21 protein-coding genes and 1 pseudogene are annotated in these 23182 nt (G+C 27.3%); 14 read left to right on the forward strand and 8 right to left on the reverse strand.

What is annotated here, in order from left to right; all coding sequences use genetic code 11:
* Positions 1-1192: 1192 nt before the first annotated feature.
* The 5 genes from ACOQN8_RS15025 to ACOQN8_RS15045 all read left to right on the forward strand — a co-directional run bounded on the left by ACOQN8_RS15025 (position 1193) and on the right by ACOQN8_RS15045 (position 7815).
* Positions 1193-1612, forward strand: a complete 420-nt coding sequence (locus ACOQN8_RS15025; RefSeq protein ID WP_420553277.1) for a hypothetical protein — start codon at positions 1193-1195, stop codon at positions 1610-1612.
* The gene (locus ACOQN8_RS15030; RefSeq protein ID WP_420553278.1) at positions 1599-2315 is read left to right on the forward strand and encodes a hypothetical protein; all 717 of its coding nucleotides are present in this window, start codon (positions 1599-1601) and stop codon (positions 2313-2315) included. Before ACOQN8_RS15025 ends, ACOQN8_RS15030 begins: the two co-directional genes overlap by 14 nt.
* Positions 2312-6040, forward strand: coding sequence for an nSTAND3 domain-containing NTPase (locus ACOQN8_RS15035; protein WP_420553279.1), 3729 nt, complete (start codon positions 2312-2314; stop codon positions 6038-6040). The genes ACOQN8_RS15030 and ACOQN8_RS15035 overlap by 4 nt, the downstream gene beginning before the upstream one ends.
* Positions 6041-6084: 44 nt before the next feature.
* Complete coding sequence (locus ACOQN8_RS15040; protein ID WP_420553280.1) at positions 6085-6822, forward strand: hypothetical protein; 738 nt, start codon at positions 6085-6087, stop codon at positions 6820-6822.
* 126 nt (positions 6823-6948) lie between these two features.
* Positions 6949-7815, forward strand: a complete 867-nt coding sequence (locus tag ACOQN8_RS15045) for a hypothetical protein (RefSeq protein WP_420553281.1) — start codon at positions 6949-6951, stop codon at positions 7813-7815.
* A 55-nt stretch (positions 7816-7870) separates the two neighbouring features.
* Here the strand turns inward: ACOQN8_RS15045 and ACOQN8_RS15050 are convergent, their stop codons facing one another.
* The 3 genes and pseudogenes from ACOQN8_RS15050 to ACOQN8_RS15060 form a co-directional block, all read right to left on the reverse strand.
* Positions 7871-8041 carry a hypothetical protein gene (locus tag ACOQN8_RS15050; RefSeq protein ID WP_420553282.1) on the reverse strand — a complete coding sequence of 57 codons (171 nt, stop codon included), beginning with the start codon at positions 8039-8041 and terminating at the stop codon, positions 7871-7873.
* Between the two features lie 348 nt (positions 8042-8389).
* Positions 8390-9391, reverse strand: coding sequence for a metal-dependent hydrolase (locus tag ACOQN8_RS15055; RefSeq protein ID WP_420553283.1), 1002 nt, complete (start codon positions 9389-9391; stop codon positions 8390-8392).
* Between the two features lie 64 nt (positions 9392-9455).
* Positions 9456-9964 (reverse strand): annotated as a pseudogene (locus ACOQN8_RS15060) (DUF6642 family protein).
* 274 nt (positions 9965-10238) lie between these two features.
* Here ACOQN8_RS15060 and ACOQN8_RS15065 point away from each other — a divergent pair.
* Positions 10239-11327: a glycoside hydrolase family 53 protein gene (locus tag ACOQN8_RS15065; protein WP_420553284.1), complete on the forward strand. Its 1089-nt coding sequence runs from the start codon at positions 10239-10241 to the stop codon at positions 11325-11327.
* Between the two features lie 332 nt (positions 11328-11659).
* On the opposite strand, the gene ACOQN8_RS15070 is transcribed toward ACOQN8_RS15065, so the two are convergent.
* The 3 genes from ACOQN8_RS15070 to ACOQN8_RS15080 all read right to left on the reverse strand — a co-directional run bounded on the left by ACOQN8_RS15070 (position 11660) and on the right by ACOQN8_RS15080 (position 14256).
* Positions 11660-12031, reverse strand: a complete 372-nt coding sequence (locus tag ACOQN8_RS15070; RefSeq protein ID WP_420553285.1) for a VOC family protein — start codon at positions 12029-12031, stop codon at positions 11660-11662.
* A 107-nt stretch (positions 12032-12138) separates the two neighbouring features.
* Positions 12139-13308 (reverse strand): serine hydrolase domain-containing protein, encoded by a 1170-nt coding sequence (locus ACOQN8_RS15075; protein WP_420553286.1) that lies wholly within the window; start codon positions 13306-13308, stop codon positions 12139-12141.
* Between the two features lie 33 nt (positions 13309-13341).
* Positions 13342-14256 (reverse strand): hypothetical protein, encoded by a 915-nt coding sequence (locus ACOQN8_RS15080; RefSeq protein ID WP_420553287.1) that lies wholly within the window; start codon positions 14254-14256, stop codon positions 13342-13344.
* Between the two features lie 191 nt (positions 14257-14447).
* Here ACOQN8_RS15080 and ACOQN8_RS15085 point away from each other — a divergent pair, with 191 nt between their 5' ends.
* Positions 14448-15452 carry a sensor histidine kinase gene (locus ACOQN8_RS15085; RefSeq protein ID WP_420553288.1) on the forward strand — a complete coding sequence of 335 codons (1005 nt, stop codon included), beginning with the start codon at positions 14448-14450 and terminating at the stop codon, positions 15450-15452.
* The gene (locus tag ACOQN8_RS15090) at positions 15449-16150 is read left to right on the forward strand and encodes a LytR/AlgR family response regulator transcription factor (RefSeq protein ID WP_272149202.1); all 702 of its coding nucleotides are present in this window, start codon (positions 15449-15451) and stop codon (positions 16148-16150) included. The genes ACOQN8_RS15085 and ACOQN8_RS15090 overlap by 4 nt, the downstream gene beginning before the upstream one ends.
* 52 nt (positions 16151-16202) lie before the next feature.
* On the opposite strand, the gene ACOQN8_RS15095 is transcribed toward ACOQN8_RS15090, so the two are convergent.
* Together ACOQN8_RS15095 and ACOQN8_RS15100 are read right to left on the reverse strand one after the other, a co-directional pair.
* Positions 16203-16703 carry a hypothetical protein gene (locus ACOQN8_RS15095; RefSeq protein ID WP_420553289.1) on the reverse strand — a complete coding sequence of 167 codons (501 nt, stop codon included), beginning with the start codon at positions 16701-16703 and terminating at the stop codon, positions 16203-16205.
* Positions 16704-16792: 89 nt separating this feature from the next.
* Positions 16793-17677 carry a helix-turn-helix domain-containing protein gene (locus ACOQN8_RS15100; RefSeq protein ID WP_420553290.1) on the reverse strand — a complete coding sequence of 295 codons (885 nt, stop codon included), beginning with the start codon at positions 17675-17677 and terminating at the stop codon, positions 16793-16795.
* A 544-nt stretch (positions 17678-18221) separates the two neighbouring features.
* Here ACOQN8_RS15100 and ACOQN8_RS15105 point away from each other — a divergent pair.
* The 6 genes from ACOQN8_RS15105 to ACOQN8_RS15130 are packed head-to-tail and all read left to right on the forward strand — an operon-like array spanning position 18222 to position 23182.
* The gene (locus ACOQN8_RS15105; RefSeq protein ID WP_420553291.1) at positions 18222-18626 is read left to right on the forward strand and encodes a MerC domain-containing protein; all 405 of its coding nucleotides are present in this window, start codon (positions 18222-18224) and stop codon (positions 18624-18626) included.
* Positions 18619-19284, forward strand: a complete 666-nt coding sequence (gene folE, locus ACOQN8_RS15110; RefSeq protein ID WP_420553292.1) for a GTP cyclohydrolase I FolE — start codon at positions 18619-18621, stop codon at positions 19282-19284. The genes ACOQN8_RS15105 and folE overlap by 8 nt, the downstream gene beginning before the upstream one ends.
* Positions 19284-20498 (forward strand): GTP-binding protein, encoded by a 1215-nt coding sequence (locus tag ACOQN8_RS15115; RefSeq protein WP_420553293.1) that lies wholly within the window; start codon positions 19284-19286, stop codon positions 20496-20498. The genes folE and ACOQN8_RS15115 overlap by 1 nt, the downstream gene beginning before the upstream one ends.
* Before the next feature lie 27 nt (positions 20499-20525).
* A complete protein-coding gene (locus tag ACOQN8_RS15120) occupies positions 20526-21002 on the forward strand; it encodes a hypothetical protein (protein ID WP_420553294.1) in 477 nt (158 codons plus the stop codon).
* Positions 21002-21499, forward strand: a complete 498-nt coding sequence (locus ACOQN8_RS15125) for a hypothetical protein (protein WP_420553295.1) — start codon at positions 21002-21004, stop codon at positions 21497-21499. The genes ACOQN8_RS15120 and ACOQN8_RS15125 overlap by 1 nt, the downstream gene beginning before the upstream one ends.
* Positions 21500-21502: 3 nt before the next feature.
* On the forward strand, positions 21503-23182 hold the full coding sequence (locus ACOQN8_RS15130) for a PhoX family protein (protein ID WP_420553296.1): 1680 nt from the start codon (positions 21503-21505) through the stop codon (positions 23180-23182).

Raw genomic sequence — 23182 nt, forward strand, 5'->3', positions numbered from 1 at the left:
CTTTCAGAAAGAAGCTTTGGAGAAGAAAACTTTTAAAAGAAAATCAGCAAATGAAACTATTGCTTTTACCAAAGCAAAGTAACATAATGCTGGCCATTATAGTACATTTTTAGTGTTGGATTATCCAGTGGATGATTCAATATTAAAACCATATTTCATTATAAATTAATCTTATATCATTAAAATTTCAAATACACGATTCTCAGCAATTCAAAACTATCGATATTAAGCAAAGCTGTATAAAATTTTAGAAACAATTAATGGTTGGTTATACTATATATATTTTAGGATAAAATATTGAGAGCTTTCTAAATCTAAATCAATATGCTACTTGGTAGTTTTATCAGTTTCTTTTTTAAGTAAATCACTTAATTTATTTTGCGGCAAATGAAATTGTTCTGTTCAATATTAAATTTTGGAATACTCATTAACTCAAAAACACTAATACATTTCCTATTTAACATAATAATTTAATAAAGCACTATAAAATATGAAAACCTAATAAAAATATTGACTTCAAATTACACAAAAACCTCGGATTTTAGTACAACGTTTAATAAAAAGTTGAAACAAATCAGAAGATTTATGAGAGCACACTCCCCTACTGTTCTATTGTTATAAAAAGTTTAATTTGTTGATTTTTAAATAAATATGTTTTTTAGTGCTGTTTTCCACTATCCTAACCAGTGTTTTACCTTAATTAAAAATAGGGAAAACCCTTACTTATAGTAAGGTTTTCCGTAGAATTAAGAGTTTGTTTTATTTTACATTCGCTTTTTTATAAAAGAATTGTTTCTGCAGAAATCTTTGGTGTTTTTTTAGAAATAGCAGAACATTTTTTGGAAAATAATTATAAAGATTCTGCTGCTGTAATGATTGGAGGTGTTTTAAAGAACATCTAAGGAAATTATGTTTAAAAAATGAAATAGAGATTGCTTTTGAAAGAAATGGTAAGAAAATAAACTTAAGAGCTGGAATGAATAATGAACTTGCTAAATCATGAATATATAACAGATTAGAGTAAAAAAGTGTAACTGCATTCTTAGATTATAAAGAATAAAGCAGGTCATGGGAAATATAAAGAATACGATAAGAAGCAAGTAGAGTCAATAATGTGTAATTCTGTATTTAGTTTTAGAACAACAAATCAACTCAAAAAAATACAACTTTAATAAAAATTATTAATTAAGATATGGAGCATTTAGACATTATTTTGCCTTTGGTATTACTTGTTTTAGCTTTTTTTTTAAAACTTTCAATAGATAGAACAATAAAAGCTCCAAATGTTATTCAAGCTATTTGTGAATTACCAGTAGACATGATTTTTCTTTCTCTCTCCTTCTTAATTGCTTTCACTATTTCAAATACTTCTGGGACAAGTAAGGGGTTGTTTTTTACGCTCGGATTTATAGTTATAGCTATAATAATTGTAATTATTTGGAGGAAGAGTATAAAATTATATGATTCAAAGAATAAGCTTTGGGTATTACTTTTATGTTTAAACTTATTGATCTCAACATTCTCTCTATTACATTCAATGGATATTTTATTAGAGACAACTGAAATTACTGAAAATAAAATAAATAATACAAATCCAGATGGAAATAAGTAATATAACAATTATCCTAACAATCATTATTAGCATTACTATTAGTTTGATAACTTTAATTTTATTTAATAAACTTCAAACAAGTAGATATGATGACAAAAATAATAAAGCACTATTAGAAAGTATTAGGTATTCTCTTGAAGACAAAATGTATAGAATAAATGATCGGTTAATACAAAGTGAAGAGAGATGGAGAGATGTTAATCATTTATTATTAAATGAAAAGTATTTAGAAAAACAATCTATTTTATCTAAAAATAATAAAATCCATTACTCAGGTTTTTTAAAGGAAAATGGAATTGAGGAAAATGACTTAATTATAGATGAAAAACTAATATTTATTTTAACCCCATTTCATGATAAATACTATGAAGATTATAAAGTAATTCGAGATACTTGTACTCAAAATGGATATAGATGCTTTAGAGGAGATGAAAATTACTTTAAAAGTGATATATTCCCAGAAATGCTTAGATTAATTGTAAAATCTAAACTAATTATTGCAAATATAAATGGTAGAAATCCAAATGTTTTATATGAACTAGGAATAGCACAAGCATTAGATAAATCTATCTTATTAATTTCAAAAAACCCCGAAAACTTACCAATTGATATAAAATCAAAACGTTTTTTAATCTACACTTCTTATTCAGATTTGCAAGAAAAAATAAGACAGGAAATATTTAAAATGAATAATATTGTATGAGTAAGTTACAATCGATTGAAAATGCAATTGCTTCTTTAAATGGTGCTGTTTTTCAGGAACTTTGTGATTCTTTTCTTAGTATTAGAAATAACAATTATTCTGCCTTTTCTAGAACAGGAAGTCAAAGTGGAAAACAAAAGACAATAAAAGGAACACCAGATACTTTCCTTTTATTACCAAATGGTAAATTCATTTTTGTAGAGTATTCAACAAATATAACCAGTGGAATTAAAAAGCTTAAAGAAGATGTTATAAAATGTATTGATTCGTCTAAAACAGGAATACCAATAAATCAAATTTCTGAAATTATTTTATGTTTAAATTTTAATTTAACAACAAATGATATTCAAACTATAAAGAATTTATTAAAGAATACTAGAATTTTATTGTCTTTATATACACTGGATTCATTATCGATTGAAATAAAATTAAATCATAGAGATTTGGCGTATCAATATTTAGGAATAGCATTAGATTCTGGTCAAATAGTTTCAATTGAAAATTTTATAAGAGAATATAATAGAGCTTCAAAAGGAATTGCTACTCCGTTAGATAATAAATTTTTGCATAGAGAAATAGAGTTAAAAGAGTTACTTAATGCAATAGATAATCACGATTTTATTATTCTAACAGGAGCTCCAGGCGTAGGTAAAACAAAATTAGCAATTGAAGCAATTGATTATTATTTAACAAATAACAAAATATATAATGCTTATTGTGTTTCCTACAAAAATTATAATTTACTAGATGATTTATATCAATATTTTGATAAAGAAAAAGATTATCTACTTTTTGTAGATGATGGTAATAGGATTGACGCATTTGAACAAATAACAGGCTTTTTTAAAGCTAATAGAAAAGGAAATCTTAAAATAATAATTACCGTAAGAGATTATGCTTTTCAAGAAATAATACAAAAGTGTCAAGAATTTTCAGTTCAAAGAATAGATATAAATAAATTTAAAGATGAACAGATTATAGATATAATAAAATCTAAACCATTTGAAATTTTAAATTCAGAATATCATGAATTAATAGTTCGAATTTCGGAGGGCAATCCAAGATTAGCAATAATGGCTTCACTTTTAGCAAAAAAAGAAAATAATTTAGAAGCTTTACGTGATGTATCGGATTTATTTGAAAGATATTTTTCAACTTTTATTAATGATGATGGAGAATTTAAAAAAACTTTAAATATTAAATGTCTAGGGATCATAGCTTTTTTTTATACTATACCATATAAAATAAAAAAAATAACTAAACCAGTATTAAAAAAATTTAATATTAATTATAATGATTTTATAGATACAATAGATATACTGGATAAATTAGAATTAGTAGAAATACAATTTGAACATGTAAAAATCCCTGAACAAAATCTTGCTACATTTTTTTTCTATAAGGCATTTATAAAAGAGAATTTATTGTCTTTTCAAATTTTATTAAAAAACTATTTTGAAATTTACCCTAATAGATTTGCTGATACTATTATTCCAGCTAATAATACTTTTGGTCCACAAAATGTTATGGATAAAGTAAAACCAGATTTAATTATTTATAGAAACCTAATTCGGACAGATGTTGTTAAAACTTATGATTTCTTAAATTCATTTTGGTATTATTTGCAAAATGAAACATTAGAGTTTGCATATAAAAAAATAGAATCATTACCTGAAATCAAGGAAGCCTGTTATTCTATTTTATATGAAAAAAATAAATTTAATAATGACAAGGACGCCTTAATTAGTTTGTTAAGTAATTTTTTTCGTGTAAATAATAATTACATTAAAGATTCAATTGAGTTATTATTCAGTTATGTGAGACGAAAACCTGATAAATTAGGAGAACTTATAAAAAAAATAAGAGAATTATTAATTTTTGATAGAAATGATGAACGTTATGGCTTTTATAGACAAAAAAAACTTTTCAATTTTCTAATAGATAATTTAAATAAAGATGATAAATTAATTTCAATATCATTTTATGAACTTTCAAAAACATTTCTATCTTTCAAGTTTCAACAGTTTAAAGGAGGTAGAAATAATACTTTTACTCATTATCAATACCCTATTCCCAATAATAATATTATTAGAAAGTTTAGAAAAAGTATATGGAATGCATTAGAAGAAAACTATAATTATCACCCTCAATTATCATTCGATTTATTAATTAATTATTCAAGAATTCATCCAAGTATAATTAAAGAAATAATGGAATTTGACATTCCTTTTATTTTAAGAATTATTGACGTTCATTTAAGTAGAGATAATTTTGAACATTGCAAATATGTTCATAATCAAATTAGGTGGTTTAAAAGGCAAGGTATAAATTTATCAGAGTTTTCAAGATTTGAAAAAAAATTTATAAATGAGACATATTCGGTGTTTTTAAAAATAAATTGGGATAGATATAGAGATAAGGAAATATATGATTTTGATAATTATCAAGAATATGAACGATTAAAAGAAAAAGAAATAAGAACCTCGTTCATATTTAATACTATTAATGAACTTAATAAGTTTTATAATATTTTTATTTTATTAGGGAATTCAGAAGAGAATAATTGGAAAAATAATAATGCTCTTGATTTTATTATTGACGAAAATTGTTCAATTAATTTCACAATAGGTTTAGAAATATTTAAGAAAATAATTGAAAATGGTAATGAAATCAAATATGTACCAAGAAATGTCTTTAAAAATCATTTAAAACTTGAAAATACAACTAATCAAATTTGGAAAATTATTCAGCAATTTGAGTTTAAATTAAAAGAACTTTGGGAGTTGTCTTTTTATGAATACATTGATGATTCTTTAATTAACAGTGAGATATCTTTATCATTAATAAAAACTGTTTCTAAAATGAAGAACCCTAATAGTATTCATTTTGATAGATTAGAACGTTTTTTGAGAATAAATCCAAATTTATTTCAAATAATTTTAAAGACAATTACTGAGAAAAATGAATTAGAAGGAACGAAAATACAAGTTTGGATTGATTTTTTTAGTAAATATTTTAATAATTTAGGAGATGATATTGAATTAATAAAAAAAGCTTATATCCAACAATATCAATTTAATAATCATTTTGATTATCAGGGAAATGGTTTTTTAGAAATCCTTAAAATTGATGAAAGCTTTTTATTGGATTTTGTAAATAACTTATATTCAGATAAGTTTAGTCTTCATGGAGATTATAATGATATGAGTTATGTTTGGAGTATAGAAAATATAGAGAAAATATTGATACAAGTATTTGAGCTTGTAATTGAAAAAGAAGACTATTTTGGTATTTTAGAACACTTTTGTAATGTTTTCTTTAGAAATTTTAAAGATCAAGAGCATGAGAAAAAAGCTAATGATTTTATTAGACAATATGTAGTTGATAATAATCATGATTATAAAAAGATGGAAATAGTTGTGGATTTAATAAGACATTCCAGAAAAGAATTATTTGAAGAAATATTTTTACTTTTTATATCATTAAATCAAGATAAAGAAGTATTTGAAAAATTAATGTGGAGAGGAAACGGAGGGTCATATTCAGGAAATGTAATTATAGGTGATATTCAAGCTGCTGAATGGAGAAATTTATTAGAAATTACAAAAAAATCTAACCTAGGATTTAAATTAATTCCAATAAAAAACTATTTAAACGAGCAAATAGAATCTTGTTTACGAAGAGGAAATAAAGAAAGAGAAAGACGTTTTTTAGAAAGATTTTAATTTAAATAGTTTTATAAAGTAGCTTTTAAAAATATGTTAAATCAATGCTTGATAAAATTGTAAAATCAACACCAATAATTGGAGGTTTATTGGTGTTTTGTGGAGTTTTAAAATTAATATTTTATTATTCATATTTTAATATAGAAATAATTAATTATTTAGAGTTTCAAGAAATAATAACTTCATTTTTTTATGATATAAACATCATTGTAGTTTTCATCTTGACAATGTTATTTGTCTCAGTTGCTACTCTAGATTTATTTACTAAAAAGGTTAAATCCAATACTGATAATATTAATGTAGATGTTATTGAAGAAAAAATGATAGATACAATGTATTCTTTTAGATTTCAATACTTTTTTATCTTTTTATCAATATTCTTAATTCTTAGTTTGTTGCTATATTTAAATAAGATAAGTTTTAATTACTTTGTAATTTATTCTCTAGTATTTTGCTTTATTAATATTCTATCTCTTTTATTTGTTTCAAAATCAATTGATAAAGAAATTTATATGCCAAATTTTTATGGTTTTATAATTGTGTTTCTTAGTTTAACATTATCGATTTTTCTTTTTGCCAAAAAAAATATTCAAAATACTATTTCTAATAAAATAGAAACTAGAATAGAAACAACTAAAGGAGTAATAATATGCAACAAGAAAACGGGTAATTTGTATATAGGTAAAACAAATAAGTATGAGTTTATAAAACTCAAAAAGTCAAACACTATAATTGTTTTACCTAATAAAGAAATTTCAAAATATGAATTTAAATTACCATAGATTATTTTCTTTAATAAGTATGATAAATAGACAATGAAAAAGGTATTCGAGAATACAGTTTTAATTTATAGCATCAAAAAAAAGATTTAAATAATAAAAAATTATCCTTAAGGTTTTTAATAAGTCATGGAAAACATCGCTAATTCAATTATACAAGCATCAAAAGAAAGAATTAGAAGTCCTTTTTTCGGTGCGTATTTCCTATCATTTATTGCATGTAATTGGAAAAAAACAGCAATTCTTTTTTGGTCAAAGACTAGTATTGAAGATAGATTATCTAAAGTAACAGATAATACAAATATTGTTGAAGTTTTTATATTTCCTTTCTTAACTGCTTTATTATTAATTTATTTTTTTCAATTATTAAATTACGGTTTAGAATATACTTTATCCAAAATTAAAATAGGACGTAAAAATCTTCAACTTGATATGATTAAAGCGGAGTTAGAAAAACAAAAAGTAAATGCTGTAATTGAAGGAGAAATAAATGATTTAAAAAGTAATTTTAAGCTTTCTAAATCTCATGAAAAATTAAAAAAAGAGATTGAAAATAATATTACTATAATAGATAAATTAGAAAAAGAAAATGAAGATTTAAATGCCAAAATTATACAATTAAAGGAAATAAATGAGAGTAATTTAAAAGAACATAATACTGCAATTGAATTTGAAAAAAAATTATATAAAGAATTAGAAAGAAAAAATGATAAACTAGAAAATACGGAAAGTAAATTACAAGATGAATTATTTCAGTATTCTATACATATTCCAACTTATTTAAAGCTTCATAAGAGTCCAGATTTTAATAGTATTATAGCTTTATTAGATTCAATTAAGTCTAATAAGACAAAACTTTTAAGTAAGTCAGAATATGAACTTTTACTGAGTCAAAAGTTAATTACAGTTAGAGGTGATGAATATTTTCTAAGTAACTCAGGTGAATTTATTTTAAAAGCCTTTAATAGATTTCAACTTAAAAAAACTCCTTCATAAGATTATTCGATAATCTAAAAAATATCCCCCACTCTCCTACTCATTTTACTATAATTTACTGGTTTGATAATTTTTGCTTTTTAAATATCCCTTTAAAATAGTCTACCATAGGTTTAAATACAATGATAAACGGATTGTGCCCCATAAACCCAGTAGTAACTCCATAGGTTACTTTATCTGTTTCAGGAACATAAGTCCCAAAAACTCTATCCCAAAAAATAAGCATTCCACCATAGTTTTTATTTAAGTATTTTTCGTTAGAACCATGGTGTACTCTATGGGCAGATATGAAGAAATTTTAGTACAAAAAATTTTGTAAAAAACACTCAATTTTTGATCTCTCTGAGAATTGAGTATTCAGTACTATGATACAGAAATTTTAAAATAAGCGATTCTCAGAGAGGTCAAAAAAAGTAACAGATTTTAATATTTTTTATCTCGATTTACAAATTCTAAACAAGATGTTTAAAATTAATAAATTTGTAGTAAAATTAAAGAATGTCTTAATGGTATTAGTTAAGTTTATTTTATGTTTTAATTAAATAAAAATTAGTTATAGTTGTGTCAATAATAATTAATTCCCCTTAATTCTTTGCCAGAGTGTTTTCATTAAGAATTTGGCATCACGACCAGTTTTAGGAAGTTCAGTTGCTTGGATACTTCCCTCCTCTTCTTTTAAAAGATAAGAAAAAGTAAAAAATGAAGTACCATCTTTTTTAGGGATTAATCCAAAACGTAAATCGTTAAAATACCATTGGTTATCTTTTTGTTCTATAATATACCAACCTTCAGAAATATCTATAAGCCGTTGTACATTAGTGTATTTAGTCAATACATCAGATTTTTCACGATGCTTAGGATATGTAGTAAATTTTAAGGGTTGAGTATCAAAAAAAGAATAATCGGTAATAAGATAATTGTCTTTTGTACCGATATTAATATTCCATAAAATAGTATTCAAAGCTGCCGGACGTGTACTAATAGCAGTATATTGTATACCTTGATTTTTTAATTCGTTTTCTACTTTATTATAAACAATTAGCTTTAAAATCAAGGCGATAAAAAGATAGCTTGTAGATATTATAAGACCAAACTTATTAATGCATGTCCTGCGTTTTGATTCAGGTTTATAAAAAAGAACCGCGATACAACAAAAGAGGAATGGTAAAGTATATAAAGGATCTATAACAAAAATAGAATTGAAAGCTACTTTGATATCCAATGGCCAAAATATCTGGGTGCCCCATGTAGTAAAAGCATCTAACAATGGATGTGTAATCAAACTCCAAAAAAATAGTTTTGCCCAAGGTTGCCAACCAAGATTTTTATTTTTCTCTAATTTATTGACCAGCCAGCCCAAAAGTGGTGCCATAATGATAGAAAATAGAATAGAATGACTAAAACCACGGTGTAATTCTATAGCAGTAATGGTATCTGTAAAAGAACCCAGAAATACATCAAGATCAGGAATAGTACCTCCAATAGCTCCATAAAGTAAAGCTTTGTTACCAATTTTTTTTCCTAAAACAGCCTCGCCAACTGCTGCTCCTAATACAATTTGAGTAAGTGAATCCAATTTTAACTACTTTTCTTTAACAATAATACAATTATAATGTGTGAATTAAATAGGCTTTAGTAATTTAATAATACAATCTAAAATCGAGAAGTTTACAAAGTTTATAATGCTTTTTGTAGAGTTCTTCTACTGCATTTAACATGTCATCGTCTTTTTTAAATAGATTAAAAAACACTTTATCAAGATCTGAACTAGCTATTCCATTGAATTGATTACCATATCCAGAAATACCTTTTGCTCCTGTAATATCTAAAAAATACTGTGTTTCATCTTCATCTAAATCAAGTACTTTTGCATTAGAAAAATGCAAAAGTTTATCATTTAATCGACCTTCAAAAATCTCTGCAATTTCTTGTAAACTATAGTAATAATCATTCAAACAAATACTATTGGCTTCGCCTGTTATAACAAAGTAGATGATTTCATAGTTTTTAAAGTTATGATCATCTAAAACCAAAGTATTTAAACTTGCTTCTAAGCCTTCAATAGAATCGCATGTTTGATAAATACTAGCGATCCATATTGCATAGTTAACTCCTCTAATTTCTTTTGAGTAAGCGTATCCTCATTCATTTCAACATCGTCAACAGCTTCTAAACAGAATATAAAATAGTCTGTATCTCTATAATTTTCTTGGGGTAAATGCTCTATGTTTTTTAACAAGTTTCTGGATTTATAAAAATGAAAGACAAAAATACTACAACTCTTTCTATTATTTAACTCTAAATTGAGCGTAAAAAGTTAAGAGAATGTTGGTAATTTAAACAATACTTCGCTCCTTTTGTTTAATGTATTCAATTAAAAAATAGACTCTTTTTAATTATATTCGTTTTCCAATATTTTAATAATGAATAAAGGTGCTTTTTTAAATGGATTAAGGATTCTATTTGTAATCGTTTTAGTTTTTACTTCTTGTAGTAAGAGCAATACTATAAATCCTGAGAATGAATATGATGTACAAGAGTTTATCTCTGCAGTAGACATTTCTAGGTTTCCTGAAATATCAAGTTCCAACACAAAATTTTATGACTCAAACGGAAATTCGAGTAATTTTTTAGATATCCTGAAACAAAGTGGTATTAATACTATTCGGTTACGACTATGGGTAAATCCTGCGAATGTACATTCGGGTTTTGATGAAGTCCAAAAGTTTTCTAAAGAGTTAAAAACCAAAGGTTTTAAAATATGGTTAACGCTTCATTATTCAGATACTTGGGCAGACCCTAGTCAGCAAAAAATACCTGCGAATTGGATGGGACTCAATTTTTCTGAAATGAAAGACAAAGTTTATGATTATACTAAACAAGTAATAGAAAATTTACAGCCAGAATACATTCAAATTGGTAATGAAATTAATACTGGATTTTTGCATCCAATGGGACATATAACTGATAATTATGATCAGTTTAGTGCACTAATGAGTTCAGGAATTAAAGCTGTTAGAGATCACTCTAAGAGTACTAAAATTATAATACACTTTGCAGGTGTAGAAAATGCTGTATGGTTTTATAATCAAGTAAAAACACTTGATTATGATATAATTGGACTTTCATACTACCCAATTTGGCATGGGAAATCTTTGGATAAGTTGGCATCTACAATGAATCAGTTGACTAATGAGCATGATAAAAAAATACTCATAGCTGAAACAGCGTATCCTTTTACACTAGGTTGGAATGATTGGACTAATAATATTGTAGGTTTAGATAGTCACTTGATTTTACCTGATTATCCTGCATCACCAGACGGACAACAGTTATTTATACGAAAAATTAAAAAACTTACGAGTGAAGTTAAAAATGGAATAGGTTTTTGTTATTGGGGAGCTGAATTAGTAGCATGGAAAGGAACTCAAGCTACCGATGCATCTCCATGGGAGAATCAAGCTTTATTTGACTTTAGTAACAAAGCTTTGCCTGTTTTAGAAGAGTTTTAAAAATACTTTGATTTTTTATAAAATATAATGGTTTATAGAACTTTATATTTATCAATAAAAAAGCACCCAAGAAGGGTGCTTTTAACCATAAAACTATCTATTAATTTAGCCGTTCCCAACAGCTAAATACTCAACAGCGAAACAAATATAAATACAGTCTTCCCTCCTTTTCTTATTTGTAGAACTACAAAACCACTACAAAGGGCACTACATATTTACTACATCATATGACCATTTTTTCTTAAAAACTTTAAGACCAGTAAACTGTATTTTTTCTATTCGTTTCTAATTAAGCTTATATTTTAAAAAGAATCATTGTTATTTTATTTTTTCTAACGATGTTGATCTATCAAAATGATATTACCATCTGGATCGTTTAATGTAAAACTAGCAGGACCTTCTGTTGTTTCATCAGCTTCATTTGTTAAACTGATTCCATTAGTTTTTAAATGTTGTTGAATTTTACGAACGTCATCAAATTCATCAATATTTTTCCCATTTTCATCCCATCCAGGATTAAATGTTAAAATATTACCTTCAAACATTCCTTGGAATAGTCCTATAAGTGCCTTACCATTTTTCATTATTAAATAATGTTTATCTATATCTCCTCCTAAAACACTAAAACCTAATGTTTCATAAAATTTCTTAGACTCCTTTATATCTTTTACACTAAGACTTATTGAAAAAGCTCCTAATTTCATATGATTTTGTTTTTATAGTATTAATTTTCTGTACAAAAAAGCTCTATGAAATTACACTTTTTCTGCTTAATATGAGTTGGTTAGTTTAATTTTATAGTCTTTCTAATTTATTGAACAAATGCAGGTATAACGATTTCAGAAATTGGAGTCATTATCTTATCATCTCTATCATGTCCAGTAATAACAATAACTAAATCAAGTTTATCTACTACAATGATACGTTGTCCACCGCCTCCCCAGGCAAAAGCAGCATTATAACTTTTGTTACCAACTACAATAGGTGTTTGGTACCAGAAATACCCATAACGATAAGTTTTTGGCATCCAATCTTCAGTAGGCTTTACTATTCCACTAGTAGCTTTTTTAAGATATGCTACAGGGATAAGTTGTTCTCCATTCCATTTTCCTTTATCAAGTACTAATTTTCCTAATTTAAGCATATCTCGAGAGGTCATTTTTACCTTCCATCCAGATTCTGGTAAACCACTAACTTCGTTTTTCCAATTATAATTAGTAATTCCTAATTTATCTAGAAGTTCTCTTTTGATGAAATCTTGTGCTGTACCAGGAACCACAGCATCAATAACCTGCATAACTAATCTAGGATTAAAATTACCATATAAATAAGTTTGAGTAGCTTTTGTAATTGGTTTGCTATGTTTAAGAAGTGTTTGAACTAAACCTTGACCTTTTAATAATGCAGTATCTTTTTCAATTTCTTTCCACTTATCACGATCAATTGTAAGTCCACCATGCATGGTTAAAGCTTTATGAAGAGTAATTCTTTCTGCTCCTTTTACAAATTTTGTTGGGTCTAAATCCTTTAAAAAATGAACAAGAGGTTTATTTAAATCATTCATAGACAAATACCCCATTTGTATTGCACGCCCTAATATTAAACTTGTATGACCTTTAGTAGCAGAAGCTTGACCATGTGCAAGGTTAATACGTCCCTTTTTATAATAGGATTCAAAAACCAATTTATTTTTATGAGATATGAGTAAGCCATCATATTTACCGTGTTTTCCTTCTGCAATTTCTTTTGCTAATTGAACAATTTTGTCTTTTCCATTCTTATTTGTCAATTTACCAACAGAAATGCCATCATTTCTTTTATCAGGAGAAGTGTCGATAAAAGCTTTTTTAATATCTGGAATATTCCAAAATGTAAGTTTAGTTTCAGCTTCTGTTGCTTCGGCTTCCGAACTATGTATTTGTTGAGAAAAGCCGCTATGTGTTAGTATAAAACATAGTAAAATCAGTAGGTTATTTTTCATAATATTGAATATTTATAAAAGTTGAATAATATTTTATTGATTGGAATTATCAAGTTTCATTAGCTCTTTTTTAAGTTGAATGAAATCCACCCAGTGTTTACTAGATATCCAATAAGTAGTTCCATCTTCTTTTTGTTTTTCAATGGCTCTCCAAAAGCATAAATATTTTTTGTCTTTAGTTAGCCTTGCAGTATTTTCATCAATAGCAGTGTTTACCTTATTGCCTAAATTAATTGCTGTTCCCCAAGAACCATTTTTTTGTTTAAAACTGATATAAATGTCTGAACCTCCATAACCTTCTTCTCTTTCAGAATCCCACATTAAAAAAGATTCATCAGCTGCTATAAAAGGATGAGCTGTCCATTTACCAGTATTAATATTTTTACCTAATAACTTCGGCTCTTCACGCTTTCCATTTTTAATGGTTGATATACGAATGACATCATTATTTTTATAATCATCAAAAACATAAGTTCCTTTTGCAGATGCTGTTAAACGCATTATTCCCCAGTTATCTTTTTCAATTATAGAGCCTAGACTTTTAATTTTTGACCAGCCAGTATCGGTACGTTCTATATATTTGGTTTTAGCATATAAAATGTTATCATCACCACTATCCATTGCATGGAAATCGTATTTTTTCCAAGAGTTATACTTGTTTTCTTCTTTTTTAAATACAATAACGCTAGGTAAAAAAGGTGAATAATGAGAAGTAGTAAAAGAAAACTCTTTCATATCGGGAGAAAAGCTTCCTTTTAATTCTCTATCTCTTGATGAATGAAAATTTGCAGGAAACAACTCAGCTACTTTATCAGGTGTCTTTAGTCCTTTATAGGGAGTTTCTATTGTAGCTGTAACATTTTGAATGGAACTTGTTTTTTTAGTATCACAAGAGATATAAAAGAGTGTCAATACAAGTGTTGACAATAAAATTGGGTAGTTTTTCATACTTATTTTGTTAATGATTATTGAAAACTCTTCGATAAAAGTAGTGGATGAAAACCGTGAATTTATTTTTACAGGACAAAGGGAAAGATTAAATGATAAAACCATTTCATCATTGATATATCGCTTTTGTAAAGAAATTATGAAACTTGTAGTGATAGATAGTATCTTTATTTTTTAAAATAAAAGTATTCATGAAAAAAAAGTCTTGGAAAAATATACTACTCATTAATATAGGTGCTTTTTTATTGGTGCTATTACTTGAAATAATGAGTGGATGGCTAACCAGAGATCAATTTGAATCTGATCTTTCTTTTTACTTATGGGAATTAGAATATACAGTTATTATCATGACTTTGATATGGATAAATCATTTCATTCTTATTCCTTTTTTTTTAGATAAAAAACGATATTTCTTATTCATAACACTGCTCATGGGAAGTATATTTTTGGTGTCCTACATAAAAACTTACGGAAAAGATTGGGCTATTGTATCTAAAATTTTTTTCTTTTTTTTATATACTACAGGAACAGGAATGGCAGCTTTCTTTTTAAGAAGAAATATGATAGTTCAAAAAGAAAATGCGGAAAAAGAAAAATTGCAAAAAGAAATGGAATTAAATTATTTGAAAGAACAAGTAAACCCCCATTTTTTATTCAATTCATTAAATAGTATTTATGCCCTTTCTAGACAACAATCTCTCGAAACTCCTGATGTTGTAATGCAACTCTCTGAATTGATGAGATATCAATTAGAAAGTGCTAAAAAAGATACAGTGCTATTAAAAGAAGAACTTGAGTTTATAGAAAATTATTTATTGTTAGAAGAAAAAAGGTTAAGTAAACGTTGTACTATAGAATTCTTAATTGGAGGCGATTTATCTGGTTTTGAATTAGCGCCAATGCTTTTAATACCTTTTGTTGAAAATGCTATTAAGCACGGTGCACAAGCTACAAATGAACCAAGTAGTATTGATGTAACAGCTTCTATAAAAAATAGTACATTTTATTTTACTGTTGTAAATTCGATCCCAACCATAGTAAAGGAATCTAAGAGAAATGGAATTGGACTTGAAAATGTGAAGAGACGTTTAAATTTATTATATTCTAATGCTTATGAATTAGAAATAAAGCATAAAAAAAATGAATTCTGTACTAGTTTAACAATTGATTTAACTAAAAGAAAAAGAGATAAATGATTAAAATAGGAATCATAGATGACGAAATTTTAGCGCGTAAGGTTTTGGAAGAGTACTGTTCAAAAATTAACAATTTTGAACTGGTGTTAAGTACAGGAAACCCAATTGAATTTGTCAATTTTATACAACAAAATACTGTAGATTTAATTTTTCTAGATATTGAAATGCCTGAGTTAAATGGTATGGAAATTTTACGTTCCTTGATTAATCCACCAAAGGTTATTTTAACAACAGCTTACTCAGAATACGCTTTAGAAAGTTATAATTATGGCGTAGTTGATTATTTATTAAAACCTATAAAATTAGCCCGTTTTTTAAAAGCAATTAATAAAGTTTCTTCTTCTAAATTAATTGAACCTAAAAAAGAAAAAGAGAATGAAGAGTTACAAATCAAACACGATGGAATGCCGCTTAATATATCATTCAAATCAATTCAATACATTCAGAGTTTTGGAAATTATTTAAAAATATTTACTGATGCTAGAATGTATCTTATCACAGAAACTTTAATTAATATTGCTACTCTCATACCAGACAATTTTCAGCGAACGCATAAGTCTTATATTGCCAATTTAGATAGAGTTTCTAAAGCAACGCGTACAGATTTAGTAATAGAAGATAAAAAAATACCTGTAAGTGCTACCTATAAGGTTATGGTTTTTGAAAAAATAAAACTTCTAGCAGAAAACAAAAGCTAAAACAATAAAAGCCTGTAATTTATATACAGACTTTTAAAATTAATTTTCAAGGTTAATTTTTCAATTTAAGTAGTGTAGATAGTTTATAGATTCCGTAAGCAGGTAAAACAAATCTAAATACATTTAAAATCCCCCATAGTTTTAGTTTGCCTGTAATTAACTCTGTAGGAACACTATTTTCATTAAAAACAGGAACATTAATTCCTGTGATAATATATACAGAAATTACATAAGTTATTAAAAAAGCAATAAAGGCCATCCAAATAGCATTCTTTTCAGCAGCACTTTTCATAAAATTAGATTTTTTCCTAATCAACATGATAAAACCAACAAGTACAGTAGTTGAAACAGGGAAATGAAAAACACCAGCATCTACAGCATGATGAAATTTTCTAAAACTATCAGCATTTACAACTGGATCACCTACAAGCCAATTAATAACATATGTTATTTGTTCAAAAAGCTCTACCGCACCTAATGCTGTTAATGAGATAAAAGTAAGCATTAACCAAAAAAAATCTTTTCTTGATTTTGTATTTGTTATTTCAGACATAATTTAATTTTAATAATCATTTACAAATTTACAGTCGTAATACATGAGTATTGATATTAATAACTAGGTAATGATTATTAAAAGCTATGTTATTTATGATTTTTTCTATAAGCTGAAGGAGAAATTCCAATATGTTTTTTAAAAAATATACCAAAATTAGAAGTGTTAGTATATCCAACAGTATATGCAATTTCATCTATGGTTTTTGTCGATTGCAATAGCATAGAACTGGCTTGAAGAAGAACATATTCTGTAATAATCTGTTTAGCAGTTTTACCTGTGGCCTTTTTAACACATTCAGATAAATAAACACTACTGATATTTAGTTTATTGGCATAATATTCTATAGGTTTTCTTTTGTTAACCGTTTCTTTAATTTGGTTTTCAAAGGTAAAAGCTACTTCATTATGTCGAGATGCAACAGTGCTTTGGATTTCACCATTAAAAAACGATTTTCGACCTTCGTAAAGTAAAATTGTTAAATACAATCGGATAATTTCAAGATTTTCAGAACTAAACTCTTGGAAGAGTTTATAAATTTTTTCCATTAAATAAAAAAAATCAACAGTATTCTCTTTTAAAAAGTAGACAGGTGAATAGTTAACGTTAAAAAAAGGGAATTTTTGGATTAAATCAAATTCAGAAATTCCTAGACGCAAAAAATTAGAACTAAAAACTAGCATATAACCCAAGCCTAAATCTTCAACGCTCTTTACATTAGTAGATAATGTTTGATGTGGAGCCATAAAAGTAATGCTATCTTCCATAGCTGAAAAAGATACATTATCAACAATTACATCAACATTATGATTTTTCGTTATAACAATTTGAAAAAAATCACATTTACGAAAATCAGTTTTCATCGGAATTTCATCTAAATGATCTTTAAACTTAAGAATGTGAAAGTTTTGATGTTTTTGAAACTTAGAAATATTCATTTCTTCTAATAAGTCTTCAATAGTGTTAAATGTCATATTGATATAATTTGAAAACTAAGATACAAAACATAATTATTGATATTTATTTAGGTTATAATAATTTAAAAATTACGTTTTTAGTTTAGCGCTTCAAGTAAACTGAGTTTATAAAGTTTATCAAAATAACAAAAAAAGAACCCTACAAGTAGAGTTCTTTCTTAGCAAAAATAAGTCCCCCGACCTATACAATTGCTAGGTAATCTATTGATTACCAGTTGCAATATAGGTATAAAAATTTAAGTTTTAAAATTTTTGCTTACAAAAAATGCTAAAATATGATATTACTTATTAGTTAAAAGAACAAAAAGTGTCGATGAAATGTCTAAAAGCTTCGATTAATTAAAATTACACTTCTGTTGTTGATTTAGAGCTTGTTAACCATATTGATTAATTTTTATCTATTTGTTTTATTCTTTTCTCATACCCTGTTTTTATATCTATTAGAAAAAATAACAAATCAACTTAACGCATCTTTGTTGCATTAAAATAAAAAAGATGCATATATTTGCAACTAAGTTGCGTTTAATTGTAAAAACAAATAATGAAAATAACTTTAGCTAAACCAGATACTTTTGGTGCATTTGCAAGTGGTTTGTGTATGATACACTGTATTGCCACTCCTTTTTTATTTATAGTCCAAACTTGTGCAACTGGAGGTTGTGAAAATGCTCCTGCGTGGTGGAAAAGTATAGATTATGTTTTCTTAGCTATTTCATTTTTGGCTATTTATCGTTCAGCAGAAACAACAACAAATGAGTACATGAAACCAGCTTTTTGGGTAACATGGACTTTATTACTTGCTGTTATTCTTAATGAAAAATTAAGCTGGATTTCCATTCCAGAATATGCTGTTCACATACCAGCTACTATATTGATAGTATTACATGTTTACAATTTAAAATACTGTCAGTGTAAATCAGATAAATACGCCGTTAATCATGAATAAAGAACAGATAGAAATTATTGGAGATGATCATTTTTCATCAAATGTGAAAACTCCTTTACGTCCGGATGCTTTTGAAAAAACAGATGATGAAAAGATAAAAGGAATTCAATATCATTTCGGGAAAATAATGGAGGAATTAGGTCTTGATTTAACAGATGATAGTTTATCTGGTACACCTTACAGATTTGCAAAGATGTATGTAAAAGAGCTTTTCTATGGTTTGAATCCTAAGAATAAACCAAAGCTTTCAATTTTTGAAAATAAGTATGGATATAAAAAAATGTTGGTTGAACAGAATATAACCATTGATTCTGCTTGTGAACATCATTTTTTACCTATTACAGGCCATGCACACATAGCTTATATGCCAAAAGATAAAGTTGTAGGATTATCTAAAATTAATCGTTTGGTAGATTACTATGCACATAGACCTCAGGTTCAAGAAAGACTATCTCTCCAAATTCTTAAAGATTTACAAAATGCTTTAGATACTGAAGATGTAATTGTAATGATTGCCGCTAAACACCTATGTGTTTCATCAAGAGGTATTAAAGATAAGAACAGTTATACAACAACGATTGAATATAGTGGAGCATTTAAAGACGAAGGCTTAAGAAAAGAATTTCTAAATATTATCAATAATCCAAATATAGACTAATGAATAAAAAACTTCCTGTAACTGTACTTAGTGGTTTTTTGGGTGCTGGGAAAACAACTTTACTCAACCATATTTTGCATAACAAAGAGGGGCTAAAAGTAGCTGTTATTGTGAATGATATGAGTGAGGTAAACGTAGATGCTAACTTAGTTAAAAGTGAAAATACGTTGTCTCGAACAGAAGAAAAGCTTGTAGAAATGAGTAATGGATGTATTTGTTGTACACTACGGGAAGATTTAATGATTGAAGTTGAACGATTAGCAAGAGAAGACAGATTTGATTATTTACTTATTGAAAGCACAGGTATTAGTGAGCCTATTCCAGTAGCTCAAACATTTTCTTTTGTAGATGAAGAAAAAGGTATCGATTTATCTAGTTTTAGTTATGTAGATACGATGGTTACTGTGGTAGACGCTTTTAATTTTTTTAAGGATTTTGGAAGCTCTGAAACTTTAATAGATAGGGATTTAACAGATATTGAAGGAGATTATCGTACTATAGTTAACTTACTAACAGATCAAGTTGAATTTGCTAATGTTATCATTTTAAATAAAATAGATTTAGTCAAAAAAGAAGATTTAGCTCTTTTACGAGCTACCATTCATAAACTAAATCCGTCAGCAAAGATTATTGAATCAGCATTTAGTAAAATTAATTCTAAAGAAATACTTCATACGGGTCTTTTCGACTTTGAAGAAGCTGAGCAAAGTGCAGGATGGATAGAAGAATTAAACAAAGAAAATCATACTCCAGAAACTGAAGAATACGGTATTAATTCATTTGTTTATAGAAGTAAAAAACCGTTCGATCCTATTCGCTTTTGGAACTATGTAGCGCAAGAGTTTCCTCACACAATTATACGAAGTAAAGGTTTATTTTGGATTGCTTCGCGTCCAGAACAAGCACTTGTTTGGGGACAAGCAGGTGGCTCTTTAAGAGCAGACAGCGCAGGTGTTTGGTGGGCAAGTATGCCTTTTGAAAAGCGTTCGCAACATGCTTCATTTTTAAATAACCAAAGAACTATTGAAAGTGAATGGGACATCACTTTTGGTGATCGAAAAAATGAGATTGTTTTCATCGGTCAAAATATGAATAAAGCAGAGATAACATCCAAATTGGATGCATGTTTAGCAACAAACAAAGAATTATCAACTCACGAATGGGCAATTGGTTATGAAGATAATTGGCCTGTACAGAGAGCTTATGCAAATTAAAATATTAAACTTCAAATTATATTAAAAATGATAACAAAAGAACAAGTACTAGATGTACAAACCAAATGGGGAAATGGAGTAGTTAAAATAGGTTCGTTGAAAGATAATAGATCTGAATGTGAGAACTATGCAAAAGAGTTTTTAGATGAGCGTTATGCTTTTAAAACTGCTGCTGTTTTATTCAAACCAACCAAATGTGAGATAGAACAATTTAGACCAACAAAAGCAGAAGCTTTGTCATATTTTATTGCAGGAGAAGATAGAGCTTGTAAGGAAGATAAAGGTTTTGCTATTCAACCATGGACTAAAGTTCGATTTGAAAATGCAGGATTTATTTTTGAAGACAATCGTGCCATTGCTATGGGGAACTATTTCTTTACAGATTTAGAAGGAAATGAAGCTAAAGTAGAATACACATTTGGTTATCAGTTAGTCGATGGAGAATTAAAAATAGACTTACACCATTCATCATTCCCTTATACAAACCCAGATAATGTAGCCTAATGAATAAAGTTCTTTTTCTTTTATGTCCAACAGATTGTTTAGAAACAGTTGTCAATGATACTTTCAAGTATCAAAACTATTTTTATACATCACTAGGAAATTCTTTTTCACCAAACCATAAAACTTTAGACAGTTTAAAAGAATTAATCATAAAAAATCATATAAAGAACATTTGTTTTGTCCTTTCTAATGATAATAAAATCATTTTAGATGCATTAGGAGGACAATCTTTTTCAAATATAAGAGGGTTAGATTCATTTTATAATAAAATAACCAAAGAGAAAAGGCATTCAGAATTAGTTTGGTTGGGTGACCATAGACAAGACGCTATTTTTTCATATTTCCTTAATAATAAGATAAAAGAGTTACAGCTTAGTTTGGGTAATTTTCCCAGACAATCAGTAAAAATAAGTGGTAAAGTATATAACAGGTATGAAAATAATTTTAAGAGTATTTATTCAAATTTAACCTGTTTAAAAAAGCATTCTCTGAATTAAAGCATGGAATACAATCGAAGAAAATTTATATCCTTTTTAGGAAAAGCTAGCTTGGGAGTTTTAACAATACCTCCTTTTATAACTAGTTGTGGGAATACAACAACTCCCCTATCTAAGCAAAAAATATCTGAAGAGTTTTTAAGGAAATTAAAAGAAATAACAATAAAAGACTTAGCTCCTTCTGATAAAGATGATTTGTTACTTACAGATGAATTAAATTATCAAGTACTTATAAAATGGGGCGACAAGATTAACGATAAAGATACTTTTGGGTTTAATAACGATTTTACCTGTTTCATTCCATTAGATGAAAATAACCCCAAAGATGGTTTACTGTGGGTAAATCATGAGTATATAAATCCGATGTTTGTTTCAGGTTTTAATTACTGGGATTATGAAAATCCAGAAGAACACAGAACCATTGAACAAGTAAATAAAGAAATGTACAATGTTGGTGGTAGTATTGTTAGAATAAGAGAAAATAAAGGAGTATGGGAAATTGTAAAAAATGATCCATTAAACAGACGCATTACAGCACAAACACCAATAAAACTAAATTGGGACAGTCCTATAAAAGGAAAAACAACGGTTATGGGAACAAATAGTAATTGTTCTGGTGGAATTACACCTTGGAAGACTTTCATTACTTGTGAAGAAAATTATGACGGATTTTGGGGAGAAACAATTTATGATGAAAATAATCAACCAACACATCAACCTAGCGATTATGGATGGGAAAAATTTTACAAATATCCTCCAGAGCATTATGGATGGGTAGTTGAAGTTGATCCTTTAAAAGGAACAGTACAAAAGCACATTGCTTTAGGAAGGTTTGCACATGAATGTTGTACCCTTTACGAGTTAAAAGACAAACGTGTAGTTGCTTATACTGGAGATGATAGAAACAGTGAACATTTATATAAATTTATCTCATCTAAACCACACTCTCTTAAAGAAGGAACTCTGTATGTTGCCGATACAGTTAATGGTAAATGGTTAGCCTTAGATTGGGAAAATCAACCCGTTTTAAAAAATAAGTTTAAAAACCAAACAGAGGTACTTATAAGAGCAAGAGAAGCTTCAAAGCTTTTAGGAGCTACAGAATTAAATAGACCTGAAGACATTGAAATAGATCCTTTAACAGGAAATATTTTTGTTACACTAACAAATAACAAAGAGAAAAACGATTATCACGGTTCAATTCTCAAAATTGAAGAAACTAAAGGAGAATTTGATGCGCTAACGTTTAAAGCTTCTACTTATTTAGCTGGAGGCGAAGAAAATGGATTCTCTTGTCCAGACAATTTAGCATTTGATTTATCAGGGAATTTATGGATGACTTCAGATATGTCTGGTAGCTCAATGAATAGAGAAGATAAACCTTATATGCCTTTTAAAAATAACAGTCTTTTTGTAATACCTAGATATGGAAAAGAAGCTGGGAAAGTAATCAGAGTAGCCTCAGCTCCAAAAGATGCAGAGCTTACTGGACCTTGGTTTTCTCCAGATGGAGAAACTTTGTTTTTAAGTGTTCAACATCCAGGAGAACAAACAAAAGATATTAAAAACCCAACAAGCACATGGCCTTTTGATGCCGATAATATACCTAAATCAGCAGTAGTAGCAATTAAAGGAAATTTGATTGCAAAAATGAACAACCTAAATAAAATAGAAGAGTTATAA

The sequence above is a fragment of the Tenacibaculum aiptasiae genome, assembly GCF_965221665.1.
Taxonomy (GTDB): domain Bacteria; phylum Bacteroidota; class Bacteroidia; order Flavobacteriales; family Flavobacteriaceae; genus Polaribacter; species Polaribacter aiptasiae.

Excerpts from the sequence above, each read along its gene's own strand:
- ACOQN8_RS15025 (WP_420553277.1), top strand. The coding sequence starts at position 1,193 with ATGGAGCATTTAGACATTATTTTGCCTTTGGTATTACTTGTTTTAGCT.
- ACOQN8_RS15030 (WP_420553278.1), top strand. The coding sequence starts at position 1,599 with ATGGAAATAAGTAATATAACAATTATCCTAACAATCATTATTAGCATT.
- ACOQN8_RS15035 (WP_420553279.1), top strand. The coding sequence starts at position 2,312 with ATGAGTAAGTTACAATCGATTGAAAATGCAATTGCTTCTTTAAATGGT.
- ACOQN8_RS15040 (WP_420553280.1), top strand. The coding sequence starts at position 6,085 with ATGCTTGATAAAATTGTAAAATCAACACCAATAATTGGAGGTTTATTG.
- ACOQN8_RS15045 (WP_420553281.1), top strand. The coding sequence starts at position 6,949 with ATGGAAAACATCGCTAATTCAATTATACAAGCATCAAAAGAAAGAATT.
- ACOQN8_RS15050 (WP_420553282.1), bottom strand. The coding sequence starts at position 8,041 with ATGCTTATTTTTTGGGATAGAGTTTTTGGGACTTATGTTCCTGAAACA.
- ACOQN8_RS15065 (WP_420553284.1), top strand. The coding sequence starts at position 10,239 with ATGAATAAAGGTGCTTTTTTAAATGGATTAAGGATTCTATTTGTAATC.
- ACOQN8_RS15070 (WP_420553285.1), bottom strand. The coding sequence starts at position 12,031 with ATGAAATTAGGAGCTTTTTCAATAAGTCTTAGTGTAAAAGATATAAAG.
- ACOQN8_RS15075 (WP_420553286.1), bottom strand. The coding sequence starts at position 13,308 with ATGAAAAATAACCTACTGATTTTACTATGTTTTATACTAACACATAGC.
- ACOQN8_RS15080 (WP_420553287.1), bottom strand. The coding sequence starts at position 14,256 with ATGAAAAACTACCCAATTTTATTGTCAACACTTGTATTGACACTCTTT.
- ACOQN8_RS15085 (WP_420553288.1), top strand. The coding sequence starts at position 14,448 with ATGAAAAAAAAGTCTTGGAAAAATATACTACTCATTAATATAGGTGCT.
- ACOQN8_RS15090 (WP_272149202.1), top strand. The coding sequence starts at position 15,449 with ATGATTAAAATAGGAATCATAGATGACGAAATTTTAGCGCGTAAGGTT.
- ACOQN8_RS15095 (WP_420553289.1), bottom strand. The coding sequence starts at position 16,703 with ATGTCTGAAATAACAAATACAAAATCAAGAAAAGATTTTTTTTGGTTA.
- ACOQN8_RS15100 (WP_420553290.1), bottom strand. The coding sequence starts at position 17,677 with ATGACATTTAACACTATTGAAGACTTATTAGAAGAAATGAATATTTCT.
- ACOQN8_RS15105 (WP_420553291.1), top strand. The coding sequence starts at position 18,222 with ATGAAAATAACTTTAGCTAAACCAGATACTTTTGGTGCATTTGCAAGT.
- folE (WP_420553292.1), top strand. The coding sequence starts at position 18,619 with ATGAATAAAGAACAGATAGAAATTATTGGAGATGATCATTTTTCATCA.
- ACOQN8_RS15115 (WP_420553293.1), top strand. The coding sequence starts at position 19,284 with ATGAATAAAAAACTTCCTGTAACTGTACTTAGTGGTTTTTTGGGTGCT.
- ACOQN8_RS15120 (WP_420553294.1), top strand. The coding sequence starts at position 20,526 with ATGATAACAAAAGAACAAGTACTAGATGTACAAACCAAATGGGGAAAT.
- ACOQN8_RS15125 (WP_420553295.1), top strand. The coding sequence starts at position 21,002 with ATGAATAAAGTTCTTTTTCTTTTATGTCCAACAGATTGTTTAGAAACA.
- ACOQN8_RS15130 (WP_420553296.1), top strand. The coding sequence starts at position 21,503 with ATGGAATACAATCGAAGAAAATTTATATCCTTTTTAGGAAAAGCTAGC.